Consider the following 13,990-nt stretch of genomic DNA (forward strand, 5'->3'; position numbering starts at 1 on the left):
ACGCTAATCCTACAGCCACTTTTCGAGGCGGTCCAGTGCGGTGAAGAAGCCTTCACCGTTGTTGATGTGGCCCTGCCAGATTTCGGGAATGAAGGATGCCTTCGGCGCCAGCTCACGCAGCTGCTTACCCAGGGATGCCCAGTCGACATCGCCTTCGCCAACCTGAACGCCCTCACCGTCAACGCCGGTGCCGTCCACCAGGTGCAGGTGAATGGACAGCGGTGCCAGCTGCTCAACAGCCTCCGACAGCGGAATGTTCAGGAAGTTGCATGCAAGCATGGTGTGGGAGATATCCAGGCAGAGTGCGGTATCGAATGCACGCGAGAACTCTGCGGTGTCCTTCGGATCCAGGAACAGGTTGTGGTACTGCTGACCACCCATCAGCCAGGGGTACGGGGGCAGAGTCTGAGCAGCCAGGCGAACGCCGGATGCGTCCAGACGCTTCAGAGCCTCACCGATACGCTCGTACTTCTCAGCACGTGCAGCAGCGGGGATGTGCTTGTCCTTGGTGAAGCCACCCATGGTCACAACCATGACCGGGTCCTCGTCTACGGTGAAGTAGCGGGTCAGGTCACGGGTGATGTCGATAGTGCGCTGGACCTCAGCGATGGAGCGCTCCCACACCTCAGGATCCTTGGACGCGAGGTCCACCAGGAAGTCACCTGCGAACAGGTCGGGCAGGTGGGTGGTGAAGCCCATGTCCAGCTTGGAGTCAAAGACGTCGTCGATGTTAATCTCGAGGTCCTTGTAGGAGAAGTGGAACTCCAGGAAGTCCGGCTTAGCCTCTTCAATCAGCGGCTTGTAGTCGTGGTAACGAACCGGCAGACCCCAGGGGCGGTCGAACTTGAAGTCGCGGCGGGTCACCAGGTCGTCCTTCAGGTCACCCTCGAAGAAGAACGAGCCTTCTTCAACGTCGCGCTGCATGGTGCGGCCCAGCAGCTGCGGCAGGTAGTTCGGCTGCAGACCGCGGCCGGGGGACTTCACAGCAACATCAGCCTCGGTCACGACCTCGCCCTTAGCGATGTGGCGGGTAGCAACCAGGGACTTTGCCAGGTTCACGCGGTTCATCAGCTCACCGGTGGACACCTCGCGAGGAGCAGCAGAACCAATAGCGGTCTCAACCTCACGGATCTGCTGAACCATTGCCTTGAATTCCTCGGGCAGCAGGGAGACGGTGTGGTCGTTACCCTCGAGGGTCTTGTCGGTGGTGAAGTGCTTCTCGATAATCTTCGCGCCGCGAGCAACAGCAGCAATCGGCACGTGGTAGCCACGCTCGTGGCCGGAGTAGCCGACCAGGCACTGACCGATTTCAGCCAGGCGGTCCATGTACGCAAGGTTGACGTCCTTGAAGGGTGCCGGGTATGCGGACTGGCACTGCAGCAGAGCGTAGGATGCGCCAGCGTTACGCAGCAGGGCAACCGACTCGCGGATTTCCTCTTCGCGGCTCATACCGGTGGAGACCAGCATGGGCAGGCCGCGGGAAGCCACGTCGCGCAGCAGCTCGTGGTTGGTCAGGTCGGCAGAAGCAATCTTCATGCCCTGGATACCGTAGTCAACCAGTGCCTGAACGGAGGGTGCGTCCCAGGGGGTGCACATGATGTCCATGTCGTGCTGCTTGACGTGGTCGAAGACCTCGTACATCTGGTCAACGGTCAGGGAGAAGCGGGACAGCAGGTCCAGGGTGTACTGAACGCCCAGGTCCTCACCTGCGGTTGCTGCGCCGCGCTGGCGGTACAGAGCGTCCATGTCGCGCAGCTGGAACTTCACAGCGTCCGCGCCGGACTCAACAGCCAGGTCCACCAGTTCCTTAGCGAAGTCAACGCTACCCTGGTGGTTGTTACCAATCTCAGCAATGATGAAGGAGGGGGAATCCTCGCTGATGGTGTGCTTACCAATGCGCAGAACGTCCTGCTCGTCCATTGCCAGCGCCACGAGGTGACCGCGCTCGTCGGTCAGCGGAACGTGGTTGATGCCCTTCGCGAAGTATCCGCGCAGGGTCTCGGGGTCAGCGTCAGCCGGTGCGGTCTGCGGGTTGGTGTTCGCAGCGTCCAGGGCGCTAGTCTCCAGGGATGCGGTCGGGTTAGCGATCAGCCAACGACGGAAGTCGCCGTCAGAGAGCGAACCACGCAGAATACCGGACTCGTTCACCAGGAAGATGATGCGCTGGCCGTTAGCAGAAATCTTCTGCAGGGCGTTGAGAATCGGGTCTTCAGCGAAGACCACATAGGGGGCAATATTGCGTTCAATAATCACGATTTTGACCTTTTCGTTTGAGTGTTCAGTTGAATGCCTGAGTGCCGGTCAAGCCGGGCGCGGCAGACGAGGTACTGCCGCTGGTGAAGGTTACTTGCCTTCGGCCAGGATCTGAGTGAGCTGGTGCTCTGCCACGGAGAAGTCAATCGGTGCGTCAATGTCGACGCCCTCGACCTCGTCCAGCATGAACAAGTCAATGGTACCGCCGGGGTAGCCCGCCAGGCGGTTGTGGTGGTCCATGTACACGTGGGTCTTGGTGATGTACATCGAGCCGTTCTCGCGGTAGCGGAAGGTTTCCTTGGTCAGTTCCTGGCGGCGCGGGCGATGCATAATCTCGAATGCCGCGGTGGGCTCACCGTCTGCGTGCCAGGTCCAGATGAACGGACCAATCGGAATCACACCGACCATGGAGTCCTTACCGTTCTCAGCGAACTGGCGGACCGCACGAGCCAGGGTGCCGGGCAGACGCACGGGGCTGGTTGCCTGCAGCAGCATGACAGCCTCGGGCTCCCAACCGTTCTCGGCGTAGAACTCGATGGCATGCTCAATGACCGGCTCGGTTGCGGTGGTATCTTCAGCCAGGTGTGCCGGACGCATGAACGGTACCTCGGCACCGTACTCGCGGGCGATATCAGCCAGCTCAGCATCGTCGGTGGAGACGACAACACGCAGCTCGTGCTCGCCGGCGACTTCTTCCTTAGCAGCCAGTGCCTGCTCGATAGTCCATGCAACCAGCGGCTTACCCGCGATAGGACGCAGGTTCTTACGCGGAATGCCCTTCGAGCCACCGCGCACGGGAATGACGCAGAGAATACGCATTATGCCTCCAAAGTTTCAATCATTAGTTCAGCGATACGCTGTGCCGGTTCCTTCTTCGGCTGAACCGGCGCGGGGGTCGGTTCCTGGCCCCACTGGTTCATGCCGTAGCGGTCCCAGAACTCCACCAGCCATGCCGGCGGTGCAGGGTGGTATACCCACGCCGGGATTCCGCGGATCGCTGCCTCCAGAACACCGGTAGAGAAGATGGACACCACCGGGTTCGGTACCTCGTTCAGCGGGGTACCGGAGCGGTCAATACGGATACCTTCCTTCTCCCACAGCTTGTGGGTCAGCACCGACAGCTTGTCCTTCTCGCTCGGGTGCGGGCGGTAGGTTCCACCAAACTTCTTCAAGAAAGAGTGGGAAGCGTACGCGAAGGATGCGCGCGGCAGTTCCGCACCGTGCATCTGTCCCAGGAAAATCGGTTCCAGGTCGTTCTGCTTCTGCGCTTCAGCACCGGCAGCTTTCTGTGCCGCCAGGTAGAGTAGCTGCGAACCCACCGCGTGGGTGGTCACATCGCGGCGACCCGATGCCCAGAACTGGGCGTCCGCTTCGCTGAAAGCCAGCAGGGTGCATCCAACCGGTAGCGGCGGTGCCTGAGGCACCAGCAGGCCGTGCTGAACAACCCAGTACTCAGCGCCGATCGCGCGAGAGTACTCGTAGGCGGCCGCGCCGCGGGCCAGGTAGTGGCCGAGGGAAAGGACCACGCGCACACCGGGCAGGAGCCCCTGCAGCTGGTCGCCCGTCACTTCCTGCTCGGTCCAGGCATCACGGCCGTAACGCTCGGTGGCGTACTGGCCGTTGAGGTACTCCGAGGCGTCCTCGGGGACCCACAGGGCCACGCCCACGTTCTCGAGGTACTTGAGCGGCTCCAGCAGGGAGTTACGGCTCGTCGGGGAGAAAGAATCGAGCACGATGAGCACGCGGGGTACAGCGCCGCGGGTGTAGAGAACACCGCCAACAGGTGCTTCCTGTTCAGCCGCGCCCCCGCGCAGACGTCCGATAAGGCTGCGGGCCTCGCCCTTAGCCCAACGCAGGGTATTCTGGCGCTTCTGCCAGGCGGCCCATGCATCAATGTCGAGGGGATAGGTTAGGCCCATAGCTGCTCCAAAATCTTGACGCGCTGATCAAAGGTGTGCTCGGCCAGAGTACGCTTCTGACCGGCTTCACGAATCTTTCGCGCCCACTTCGGGTCACGGAAAATGCGGGTACAAATCTCGATGAGCTCATCGATGCTCTCGTACACCAAAACCTCTTCACCCGGAATGTAGTAGCGGTCCACGTCGGGGCGGTCAATCACCTGCAGGGCGCCAACGCCGGGCGCCTCGAAGGTACGCATGGTGAAGCCATCCTGGTTATTGTGGATGTTCAGCGTTGCCGGGGAGGACGCCATAATGCCGTACGCCTCGGAGCGGTCGATGTCGCGGCCGGCGGGAACACCGGAGTCCTTGAACTGCTTGGTGCGCAGAATATCGTAGGGGTGACGCGACCAGGCACGACCGTACGCGCGAACCGGCAGACCGGCGGCGACGAGGGCCTGCAGGGTCTCCTCGCGGTTGGGGTACTTGGCGCCCACGAAGTTGATGGAGTCCTCACGCACGGGAATAACCGGGCAGTGGGTGTCATAGGCGTTGGGCATGTCGAGCACCTCGAAGCCCTGCTCGCGCAGGTGCTGCGCGTCCAGCGGGCTGTAGCTTGCCAGCGAACCCAGGTGGTGCAGGTCCTCTTCGGTGTAGCTCATGCGGCGCATCTCGTCGTAGAGCCAGGTGCCGTAGCGAACGCCGGAGGTTTCCAGCAGGTCCCACCATTCGCGGGAGAGCATGTCGCCCTTAATGACCAGCACAATATCGGGGCGGAACTCGTTGAAAGCGTCAATAGCCTTTCGAGTTGCCTGAGCCGCGAAGCTTTCGGGGCGGTACTTCTCGGGCAGCTCGTGGGCAAGCTTGTTGAGGATACGCTCGGGCAGAGTACCCGGCGCATCGTAGATGTGGGTGCGCACTTCGTATCCGTGCACTTCCAGAGATGCCTGAATTGCCTTCCAGTACCCGTGGAATGCGGGCGAGAGCAGTAGAAGTTTGGGCTGAGTCATATGAGGATTGAATCCTGTCGGCGTTTGCTATACGAACCCGCAGGGTAAAACCGTGCGGTGCTATGTGTTGGAGTGAAGAGGAACGGAAAGTTTCACCTAGAACTTGAGGCAAAACATACCTACTGAAATTTTACAACGAAAGCAGGAGACGACACACTCGAGTGCACTGTGTCGCCTCCTACGTTCTATATGTGCCTTCTGTGATGTCGCGTTCAAAATCTTGCGGAACTACCGCTGTAGATTCCGCACGTTTCGCGTCTAGTTCTCGCGGCGCTCTGCCTTGGCGATACGCTCCAGCTCGGTGGCAAGGAAGCCACGAGCATCCACGTCCTTATTGCGCAGGCCGCGTACCGAGTTCACCAGGAAGTTCGCGTAGCTGGTAGCACGCAGAGCAACAGCAAGCTTCTTCTCCCAGCCCCACTTATCCGCATAAATGAAACGAGCAGTGGTCAGCCACTGTACACGACGCTCAGAAGGCGAAGATCCGCCACCCTCGTGGGTTACAGTCACCGAAGGAATCAGGTAACGATCCACACCAGCGTTCGAGAGGCGATACTGGAAGTCCACCTCTTCACTGTTCATGTAGAAACGCTCATCCATGCCACCAATGCGGTTGAAGGTCGCACGAGGAACAACCATGCACGCACCCATAACCCAGTCGACCTTCGCGTCCGAGGTGCCGGTGCAGGCCTCAACATCGTGGCCAACACCGCGGTGCCACCAGTTGGTCGGCTTGAAACGAGCCAGCGGAGTGAACCATTCCCACGCCACATGTGCCGCGGTGGGGAACTTGCGAGCCACCCACTGCTGCTTGCCGTCGTGGCCAATAATCTGCGGGCTAGCCAGGATCTCGCCGTGGCGTTCCACGGCTGCAAGCATACGCGAGACGAAGCTGTTATCCAGCTCCAGGTCGCTGTTGAGGATGAAAACCCATTCACCGGTCGCGGCAGCAACACCGGAGTTCACAGCCTTACCGAAACCACCGTTGACGGGGCGGCGAACCACGGTCACACCCTCAACCTCGGGGAAGGGGGTGGGAGAAACATCATCAGAGACAATAATCTCGATATCGGCGGGGTCAATGCCCTGCTGAGTACGCAGAGTGTCAATAATGGCAAGAACCGGTTCCGGCTCGCCGTAGAAAGGAATAACCGCAGAAACGCGGGGAAGGAAGGTCATGTATTACAATCTTTCTTGAGTGAGAGGGATAATAGAAACCACCGTAGCGGTGGGTGCTATCGTCTCTAGGATTATACAACTTCACTACTTTTTCAGCTGCACTTTTCGATTACCTATACAGGTAACAAATACTCACCCACTATCAACTCGCCATCTTACACATTCGAAAGGGGACTTTCTCGTGGATTCTGATATCCAACCCATCAATGAATCAGAAAGGGTCGCCGTATACACTGTTCAGCAACCCGCTTTCAAACGTGCTGTCACTGCAGCTTACAGCTCTATTCGCCATAAGTATTTGGGGAAATATATTAACCTTCTACGTCGCGGTGAAAAATTTATTCTCCTTTCCTACCCTATCTCCCGGGGAGGCAATTGGCTGTATCTATGGGCCCGCGCTGCGACTCTGCGCCATCACGGTACCGATAAAGCATCTTTGCTCTACGGTCCCGGTATGGAGGCATGGACCGAGGAATTCCCGAAACTTGCCTCTATTACGGCTCCTTTGTCAGAGTACACGTTCTTCACCCGCCGTAGCGGCTACTTCCCGACGGATATTGAGAAAGATATCAGCGAAGAAGATTTGCACTTTTTTATTCGCGAATATCTTCTTTCTTCAGAGGCCTTTAGTGAGCGCCTTGCAAGAATGCAGAATGTAGTGGATGAAAATTCTCTCGTCATTAATGTTCGCCGAGGCGATTACTATTCCGTGCCTCAAATTAGTGAGGTTTTCGGAATTGATACGGTGACCTATGTGGAGGAAGCACTGAAGAAGCTTCAGGATACCGTTACTCCTTCAAAAATTATTTTTGTATCAGATGATCTTCAGTGGTGCGAGGAAAATCTCTCACATCTGAGCTCAGTTGCGCCCTGCATTTTCGAAAAGCAGGGATCTGGCATGTTCGATGACCTGGCCCTTGTGGCTAGCGCGCCTTACCTGATTCTAACCAATACGACCTTCGGCTATTGGGGGGCTTACATCGGTGAGTTGTTAGCTCAGAAGGTTGTCCTTTCCCCTGATATTCATCAAGTTATTCCTGTAGACGATCGTGCCTATCAGAGCCGCCCAAAGATGCACCGCACTCATTGGGTTGCTGTGCATCATCCCGAAGGTAAAAACTGGATTACGGGTGAACTGCTGTGATTAACGCTCTTAAATCCCTCAAGCATCAGCTTTTCCTGCTAAAAATTAATCGTGATAAAAAACGCGAAGCGATTGAGCTCCGTGAGAGTGCTGAGTTTAAAGAGCGTTACGCTTCACTCAACAAAACATTTACCCACGCGGATCTCCCCTCTGGTCCCTTCATCTGGGGCATAACCATGGTGAAAAACGAAGCAGATATCGTCGAGCAGACGATCCGACATCTACTCAATCAAGGTGTGGACCATATCTTAGCAGCCGATAATGGCTCTTCTGATGGGACCTATGAGCTGCTGCTCGAACTCAGCAAGAATCTACCGGTGCACGTTATTCAGGACCGTGAGCTAGCCTACTACCAGTCAGAGAAAATGACTTGGCTTGCTGACCGGGTGATGGAAGCGGGCGCTGAATGGATTATCCCTTTCGACGCTGATGAATTTTGGTATGGTGTTTCTGCTCCGCTATCGGAAGTCCTACGCTCGCAAAAGGGTCATACTGTCGAGCTGACGAAGCTGTACAACGTTTTTCCCAGTATTGAAGGACCTACTCTCAGGATTGATCCAACTCCCCACTGGGATCTGAAAGTGTGTTTCTCACGCTGGGAGAATGCAGTTATCAAAATGGGCAACCATGAGGTCATTGCACCGGGTAAGCAGAAGCTTAATGAAGTTGCTATCATCCACTACCCCTGGCGTTCAAAAGAACAATTTACGCGCAAGCTACGTCAAGGGGCTAAGGCGTTGGAAGCCACCAATCTGCCTGAAGAGATGGGATACCATTGGAGACGTAATGGTGATATAACCGTTGAAAGTGCTACCCCCCTATGGGAAGCACTTTTGCGCGGCGAAGTTAACCATGAAACCGTCACTTGGCATCCAACTGGCCCTCTTACATCTATTGGCTCTTTACCTCAAGAGTTTAAAGAAATCGTTCATTTGCTCAAAGAAAAGACGGCTACAGGTATTTAACACGGATATTTCCAGACGGTAAAAAATACAACATAAACAAAAGAAGGGGCTCTCGTTCATGACGAGAGCCCCTTCTGCTTTAGATATGCAACCTATGAGACTAATCCGGCAACTGGCCCAGCTTCACCAGGTTAGCGAATTCAGCGTTGGCCTGCTGCACCTCCACAAAGGTACCTTGATTAGCAATCTGTCCCTTGGAGAGATAAACCAGCTGGTCAACATTACGAACCGTCGACAATCGGTGAGCCACGATAATAACCGTAATGTCCTTAGAAATACGCTCGATGGTCTTCGTGATCTTGTGCTCGGTCTCGTTGTCCAATGCGCTGGTTGCTTCATCCAGAATCAACACACTCGGGTTACGGTACAGTGCACGGGCGATACCCAGGCGCTGCTTCTGACCACCCGACAAACGGGTGGCGTTGTAGCCAATCTTAGTTTCCAGGCCATTCTCCAGAGAGTCGATAACCTCGGTCAGAGCAGCCACTTCGAGGCAGTACTTGACACGTTCCACGTCAATTTCCTCAGGCTTTAGTCCGAATGCTACAGCCTCCAGCACAGTGGAATCTGCGATAAAGACATCCTGGGGAACGTAGCCGATATGTTGGTGCCAGGAACGCAGGTCCTTCAGAATCGACTCACCATTCTGCAGCACCTGACCACGGGTCGGTGCAAAGAGACCCAGAATAAGGTCAATCAGAGTAGTCTTACCCGAACCAGAACCACCCACAAAAGCAATTGAGGAGCCCATCGGGATATCAAGAGTGATGTCCTTCAGCACAGGCTTATCACCGTCAGGGTACTGGAAGGTCAGATTATCAATCTGAATATTAACAGGCTCAATGCTCTTGTTGATGTAGTCGTGATCCTTCGGGACGACCGGTGCGGAGGGCATCTTGAACATACGCTCTTCAGGGGTAAGGTGTTCAAGCTCTTCCAGCAGTGTATCACTCGCATGTTCACCTGCACGGATGCTACCAAGAGAGGCAACCATACGGGTGTAGTTAGGCAAAATACGAATGCAGGCACCAGCAAAGAGAAGCAAATAGCCAGTGCTATCAGCACCTTGCGTAGCGCTCATAAAGGCCAAGAGAGCAGCAATACCAACAATGAAGATGATTTCCAAGGTGTACTTCGGGAAATCGGAGAGGAAAGCACTACGCATTGACGCATTAACAGAGTCAATTCGCTTTTCCTGGTAGCGGTAGGTGTAGCGTTCAGTCACACCGTACATGCGGATTTCACGGAAGCCCACTACAGCTTCGATAGCCGCGTCCAGCGCGCCCTTAGTCGCATTCAGTACGATGACGCCCTGTTCGCGGTTCTTGCGCTTGAGCACAGCCTGTAGCACGAACGAAGCCAGACCGAAGTAGATAAAGGCGAGAAGAGCAGGCACCGGCATAATGACTAGTAGCATTACCATCAACACAATAATTGACAGTAAGTCACCGATAAAGCCAAGCACACCGTTGACAAAGGTACCGTAGGCCTGACCCACCACATCATTTACGGAGTTCAGCACCGGGGCGGTACCACGCTTACGGTGGTCCAGGTAGGGCTCGCGCATGTAGCGGTTTAGCAGAGTCACTGAAACAGCGCTCTGCTGGGTGGCGATGAAGCCGAGGCTCCAGCGACGAATAATTAGGGAGAAGACACCCTTGAAAACAAATGCTGCGACGAGAGCCACGCCGAAGATAACAATTAGGGTGGGGGTATCCGGATCGCCGAAGAAGTTAGAAACTTTCAGGATGAAGCCTTCACGTGGGGTTCCCATAGCGAGGTTCACCAGAGGAAGCACGAGAGCCACACCAAGCATCTCAAAAAGCGATACCGCAAAGAGACCCAAAATGTTTAGTACCAAGAGCCTAAACTTTTTACCCGGGAAAAAAACCCGAATTTTAGAGTAAACACTCTTCACAATAAAACCTATACCTTCTGTGAATATTTTTTCACAATGAAACGATGAGCTGGACGCTCAATATAATAATGAGCCAGCAGCGCGAGAATACTCGCGATGATAAGAGAAACTACGACGTACACCAGACCCGTTATACCGCCGTGAGCGGATGCAGCCGAAGGTACCGATCGCACGTAAGCCAGCACCAGCTCATGCACCAGGTAGAATGCGAAACTTGCTTCACCAGCAACGACCCCAATCTTCCAGAACACGTTCTTTTCGCGAGGCTGAGCGGAACGTTGGATATCCCAGAGCCCCAATACAAGAATCAATACCGCCCAGACCGGTGCCAGTAGCAGGCCATGAGCCGTCTGTAGCAGGTAGAACTTCGAGCTGACGTACATGGCGCCGAGAGCTATAGCAATCATGGCCAAGCAGTGGTAACCGTGAATCACGGGAACGCGGTAACCATCACGCACCTTGAGAGCAAAGAGGCCCAGAGCCAGGCCGAGTGCGAACTCGCCCGAGCGCAGAAGTGGGTTAGCGTACACCACCACGTCCATAAAGTTCGACTGGGCGGCCAGAATATAGGAGACCGTTGCCATCAGTAGGAACCAGCCACCCAGTAGAGCAGCCTTCACACGGTAGCGCATACCATCCAGGCGGTTCAGTACGAACGGGGTCATGAGGTAGAAGAATGCCTCGCAGGAGAGTGACCAGCTCACCGCATTATTTGAGAAAATAACTTCCCAGGACGGTACCCATGCCTGCAACAGAACCAGATTCAGCAATGCACTCAGCGGGTTGAGGTCTCCAGCAGAGTTAGACACTCCGAACAGTAGAAGACCCAGCAACGCCACGCAATAGAAGAAGAGATGCAGAGGGTATACCCTCGCAAAGCGGCGAAGATAGAAGTTCTTCGCCCCAGCGTTCTTGTTATACGACCATGCCAACACGAATCCAGAAAGAATAAAGAAGAGCGAAACACCCACATAACCGAGGCGCGCACCCGGAAGCCAGTTAGCCCATTGAGTCCCGTGGATAACGTGGTACCCGAACACAAGAAGTGCCGCCGGACCGCGCACAGCAGTCAGAGAATCCAACATAATCCTGGATGCTGGGCGTACGGGCGCTGTCATTAAGCATCTCCCTTAGCAATCGAACCGTCTTCATTCCAGTAACGCCACTGTAGGAATTTGCCCCACACCATCGGCCCCTTAGCTACGAATTTAATACGCTCATCGGGACGGCCATGCGAAATGTTCTCCCATACCTCAGCAATTTCAGCATCGCTGAGCTTGCTACCCGCTTCCCAGTGAGGCGCGAAGTAGCTCAAATCCTCACCAGTACGACGGGAGGTCTCGGTTCCCACGCGTACCTTACGGGCAATCTGAGCAATGCCTCGGTACTGCAGGTGAACAATCTCAAGTCGCTGCTCAATATTGCCAAGACGGCACACATCGTGATTACCTGGGATGACCACAGCGAAGGGGTGAGAGCGGAAAGCACACTTGCCAGGGAAAGGATAGGACGTATCCATCACCAACTCGGTGTCCACGATATTCTCTGGTGAGTCCACAGTGGGTACAGTGTGGTGGAATCCTGCGTAGTAGACACCCATGTTATCGGGTGCATTGCGCAGGAAATCACCGAGCTTCTCATCCTCCGCATACCAAAATTCGTCTCCGTCGAAAGGAATAATCCAGCGAGCGCCGCTCCGCCATGCCAGATGTGAAAGATATGTCATCTTCTCAGACTGAATGTGTCGGTCGCAGTTATCTTCAGCAAAGATAAGTCGCGGATCCTCGTTTGCTCGCTGGCTCAAGTACTCACGAGTGCCATCAGTCGAGAGGTTGTCAGCAACAATAATCCGATCAATTCCCTGGGCAAAAAAATGGTCGAGAACAGAGGGCAAAATATCGAGCTCGTTCTTAACGACAGAAACAGCCCACACTTCCTGACGAGGACCTTTAAGATGCGGTGCAGGAAGGTTATGGACTTTAAGAAAACGAATGGCTTCAACCTGATCTCGCCAGAGTTTAGGAGTATTTCGCCGTTTAAAGGAGTAACTGAGCTGGCCCAATTCTGAACGGATTTTTGAGAGAAGGTTCATGATGCCTTTCTCGACCCGCCATAAATTGCAGACGGGCCCATGTATTTGAGGAGTGATGAGTAGAGTCTAGGCATAATTCTAACATGCAGGCTTTCTTTAGCTTCGGAGACCTTTCTGTACTTTAGGTCATTTTTAAACGGATGTTCCTACGGATACTGTTGCTCTTCTACGCACTTGTAGGGTATTCGCCACACACAGGAAAAGGACCCGTTGAAGGTGCAAGTAACTCGGTATGATAGATACTATTCATTCAGCAAACCCGACACTTCCGGCTTCTCTGTTCACTGTTGGGTACGTCAATTAGAAAAGGCTTTTTGATGGGCATCTTCAACATCAAGTCCCTCAAGGACAAGTACGCGTGGGGTTCCTCCGAGGACAAAACCAACTCAGCAGAAACTGCCGAGGCGCAGCAGGCAACCGCCGCCTCTCCCTCCGCAAATATTGCTGATGGAGTCCGCTCCCTCATTAAGAGCAACCCCGAGCTGGCAGGCAAGAACCGCCACGGGGTAGCCGGTCGCACCATTTCCCCTGACGGTTCCCTCCTCGAAGCAGTAGACGACTACGAGGCATACACCGCTACGCAAACCCATCAGCAGGAAGTCACCCCGGAAGAAGAACTGAGCGCCGACGGCACCGCAACCGTCTCGCAGCCTCTCACCCATACCGATATCGAGGCAGCCCCCGGTGACATCCTCGATGTAGACGGTAAGCCCACCGGCCCCAGCATTATCCGTGTGAGCCAGCACAACGCGCCCATCGTTGATGCCGAAGAGCTCGCCAACCCCGAAGAAGCCAACAGCCAGAACGCACAGGCTTCCCGCCCGGCTACCACGCCCCGCGGCGAACGCCCCTCCCTCTTTAAGTTCTCCCCCAAGACTCTCAACCGTACCGACAGCGCCCGCAAGGACGGCCCCTTCGAAGCGCTCTTCGTGTGCACCGGCAATATTGCCCGCAGCGCATCCGGTGAGGTAATCTCCAAGCACCTCGCCGCAGAGTACGGTCTGGAAGACAAGTGGATTTTCTCCAGCGCGGGCACCGGCGCTCTCGTCGGCCACGGCGTCTACGAACACGTAGCCAACGAACTCATCGAACGAGGATACAACCCCGAAGGTTTCGCCTCCCGCCAGCTCAACGAGCAGATTATTGAAAACGCCACCATCATTCTGGTGGCCGAGAAGGTACACGCCGACTGGATCGTGCGCGAATGGCCCCAACACCACTCCAAGATTAAGCTTCTCAAGCAGGTTGCACGTATCCGTGAGGATGCACGCCGCGCCGAGCCGCTCTCTTACCTCTACTCCTACGGTGCCCGTCCGCTCGATAGCGACAAGTTGGAAGACCCCTACCGCCGCGGCCCCGCAGCAGCGAAGGTTGCCGTGGACGAGGTGGAGCAGTCCCTCCGCGTGATTCTGCCTTGGCTCGCACAGGCGCATCGCTAACCATACGAGGCTAAATACAGCGCTAACCCGGCTGGAACAGATATCTGTTCCAGCCGGGTTAGCTTTAGCCTCTACAACTTAGCCTCAAGAGT

General features: G+C 55.5%; 11 protein-coding genes. 3 read left to right on the forward strand and 8 right to left on the reverse strand.

What is annotated here, in order from left to right; genetic code table 11:
• Positions 1 to 9: 9 nt before the first annotated feature.
• The 5 genes from HMPREF2605_RS05365 to HMPREF2605_RS05385 all read right to left on the reverse strand — a co-directional run bounded on the left by HMPREF2605_RS05365 (position 10) and on the right by HMPREF2605_RS05385 (position 6,340).
• Complete coding sequence (locus tag HMPREF2605_RS05365) at positions 10 to 2,253, reverse strand: N-acetylneuraminate synthase family protein (protein WP_049355027.1); 2,244 nt, start codon at positions 2,251 to 2,253, stop codon at positions 10 to 12.
• Positions 2,254 to 2,343: 90 nt separating this feature from the next.
• The gene (locus HMPREF2605_RS05370; RefSeq protein ID WP_049355026.1) at positions 2,344 to 3,072 is read right to left on the reverse strand and encodes an acylneuraminate cytidylyltransferase family protein; all 729 of its coding nucleotides are present in this window, start codon (positions 3,070 to 3,072) and stop codon (positions 2,344 to 2,346) included.
• Complete coding sequence (locus tag HMPREF2605_RS05375) at positions 3,072 to 4,172, reverse strand: RNA-binding protein (protein ID WP_070634158.1); 1,101 nt, start codon at positions 4,170 to 4,172, stop codon at positions 3,072 to 3,074. The genes HMPREF2605_RS05370 and HMPREF2605_RS05375 overlap by 1 nt, the downstream gene beginning before the upstream one ends.
• Positions 4,163 to 5,161, reverse strand: coding sequence for a CgeB family protein (locus HMPREF2605_RS05380; protein ID WP_070634159.1), 999 nt, complete (start codon positions 5,159 to 5,161; stop codon positions 4,163 to 4,165). The genes HMPREF2605_RS05375 and HMPREF2605_RS05380 overlap by 10 nt, the downstream gene beginning before the upstream one ends.
• A 258-nt stretch (positions 5,162 to 5,419) precedes the next feature.
• On the reverse strand, positions 5,420 to 6,340 hold the full coding sequence (locus HMPREF2605_RS05385; RefSeq protein ID WP_049355023.1) for a glycosyltransferase family 2 protein: 921 nt from the start codon (positions 6,338 to 6,340) through the stop codon (positions 5,420 to 5,422).
• Positions 6,341 to 6,521: 181 nt separating this feature from the next.
• Here HMPREF2605_RS05385 and HMPREF2605_RS05390 point away from each other — a divergent pair, with 181 nt between their 5' ends.
• Positions 6,522 to 7,484: an alpha-1,2-fucosyltransferase gene (locus HMPREF2605_RS05390; RefSeq protein ID WP_049355022.1), complete on the forward strand. Its 963-nt coding sequence runs from the start codon at positions 6,522 to 6,524 to the stop codon at positions 7,482 to 7,484.
• Entirely contained in the window at positions 7,481 to 8,449 is a 969-nt protein-coding gene (locus HMPREF2605_RS05395; protein ID WP_053089017.1) for a glycosyltransferase family 2 protein, read from the forward strand. Before HMPREF2605_RS05390 ends, HMPREF2605_RS05395 begins: the two co-directional genes overlap by 4 nt.
• Positions 8,450 to 8,549: 100 nt before the next feature.
• On the opposite strand, the gene HMPREF2605_RS05400 is transcribed toward HMPREF2605_RS05395, so the two are convergent.
• The 3 genes from HMPREF2605_RS05400 to HMPREF2605_RS05410 are packed head-to-tail and all read right to left on the reverse strand — an operon-like array spanning position 8,550 to position 12,459.
• The gene (locus HMPREF2605_RS05400; RefSeq protein ID WP_049355021.1) at positions 8,550 to 10,367 is read right to left on the reverse strand and encodes an ABC transporter ATP-binding protein; all 1,818 of its coding nucleotides are present in this window, start codon (positions 10,365 to 10,367) and stop codon (positions 8,550 to 8,552) included.
• Positions 10,368 to 10,375: 8 nt separating this feature from the next.
• Complete coding sequence (locus HMPREF2605_RS05405; RefSeq protein WP_168167594.1) at positions 10,376 to 11,449, reverse strand: acyltransferase family protein; 1,074 nt, start codon at positions 11,447 to 11,449, stop codon at positions 10,376 to 10,378.
• Between the two features lie 35 nt (positions 11,450 to 11,484).
• Complete coding sequence (locus HMPREF2605_RS05410; RefSeq protein WP_070832861.1) at positions 11,485 to 12,459, reverse strand: glycosyltransferase family 2 protein; 975 nt, start codon at positions 12,457 to 12,459, stop codon at positions 11,485 to 11,487.
• 317 nt (positions 12,460 to 12,776) lie between these two features.
• Here HMPREF2605_RS05410 and HMPREF2605_RS05415 point away from each other — a divergent pair, with 317 nt between their 5' ends.
• Entirely contained in the window at positions 12,777 to 13,898 is a 1,122-nt protein-coding gene (locus tag HMPREF2605_RS05415; RefSeq protein ID WP_070847267.1) for an arsenate reductase/protein-tyrosine-phosphatase family protein, read from the forward strand.
• Positions 13,899 to 13,990 lie beyond the last annotated feature (92 nt).

The sequence above is a fragment of the Rothia sp. HMSC065C03 genome (genome assembly GCF_001837295.1).
GTDB lineage: Bacteria > Actinomycetota > Actinomycetes > Actinomycetales > Micrococcaceae > Rothia.

Bases quoted from the DNA above. Each gene is read 5' to 3' on its own strand.
- HMPREF2605_RS05375 (WP_070634158.1), bottom strand. From the start codon at position 4,172: ATGGGCCTAACCTATCCCCTCGACATTGATGCATGGGCCGCCTGGCAG.
- HMPREF2605_RS05415 (WP_070847267.1), top strand. From the start codon at position 12,777: ATGGGCATCTTCAACATCAAGTCCCTCAAGGACAAGTACGCGTGGGGT.
- HMPREF2605_RS05385 (WP_049355023.1), bottom strand. From the start codon at position 6,340: ATGACCTTCCTTCCCCGCGTTTCTGCGGTTATTCCTTTCTACGGCGAG.
- HMPREF2605_RS05380 (WP_070634159.1), bottom strand. From the start codon at position 5,161: ATGACTCAGCCCAAACTTCTACTGCTCTCGCCCGCATTCCACGGGTAC.
- HMPREF2605_RS05370 (WP_049355026.1), bottom strand. From the start codon at position 3,072: ATGCGTATTCTCTGCGTCATTCCCGTGCGCGGTGGCTCGAAGGGCATT.
- HMPREF2605_RS05410 (WP_070832861.1), bottom strand. From the start codon at position 12,459: ATGAACCTTCTCTCAAAAATCCGTTCAGAATTGGGCCAGCTCAGTTAC.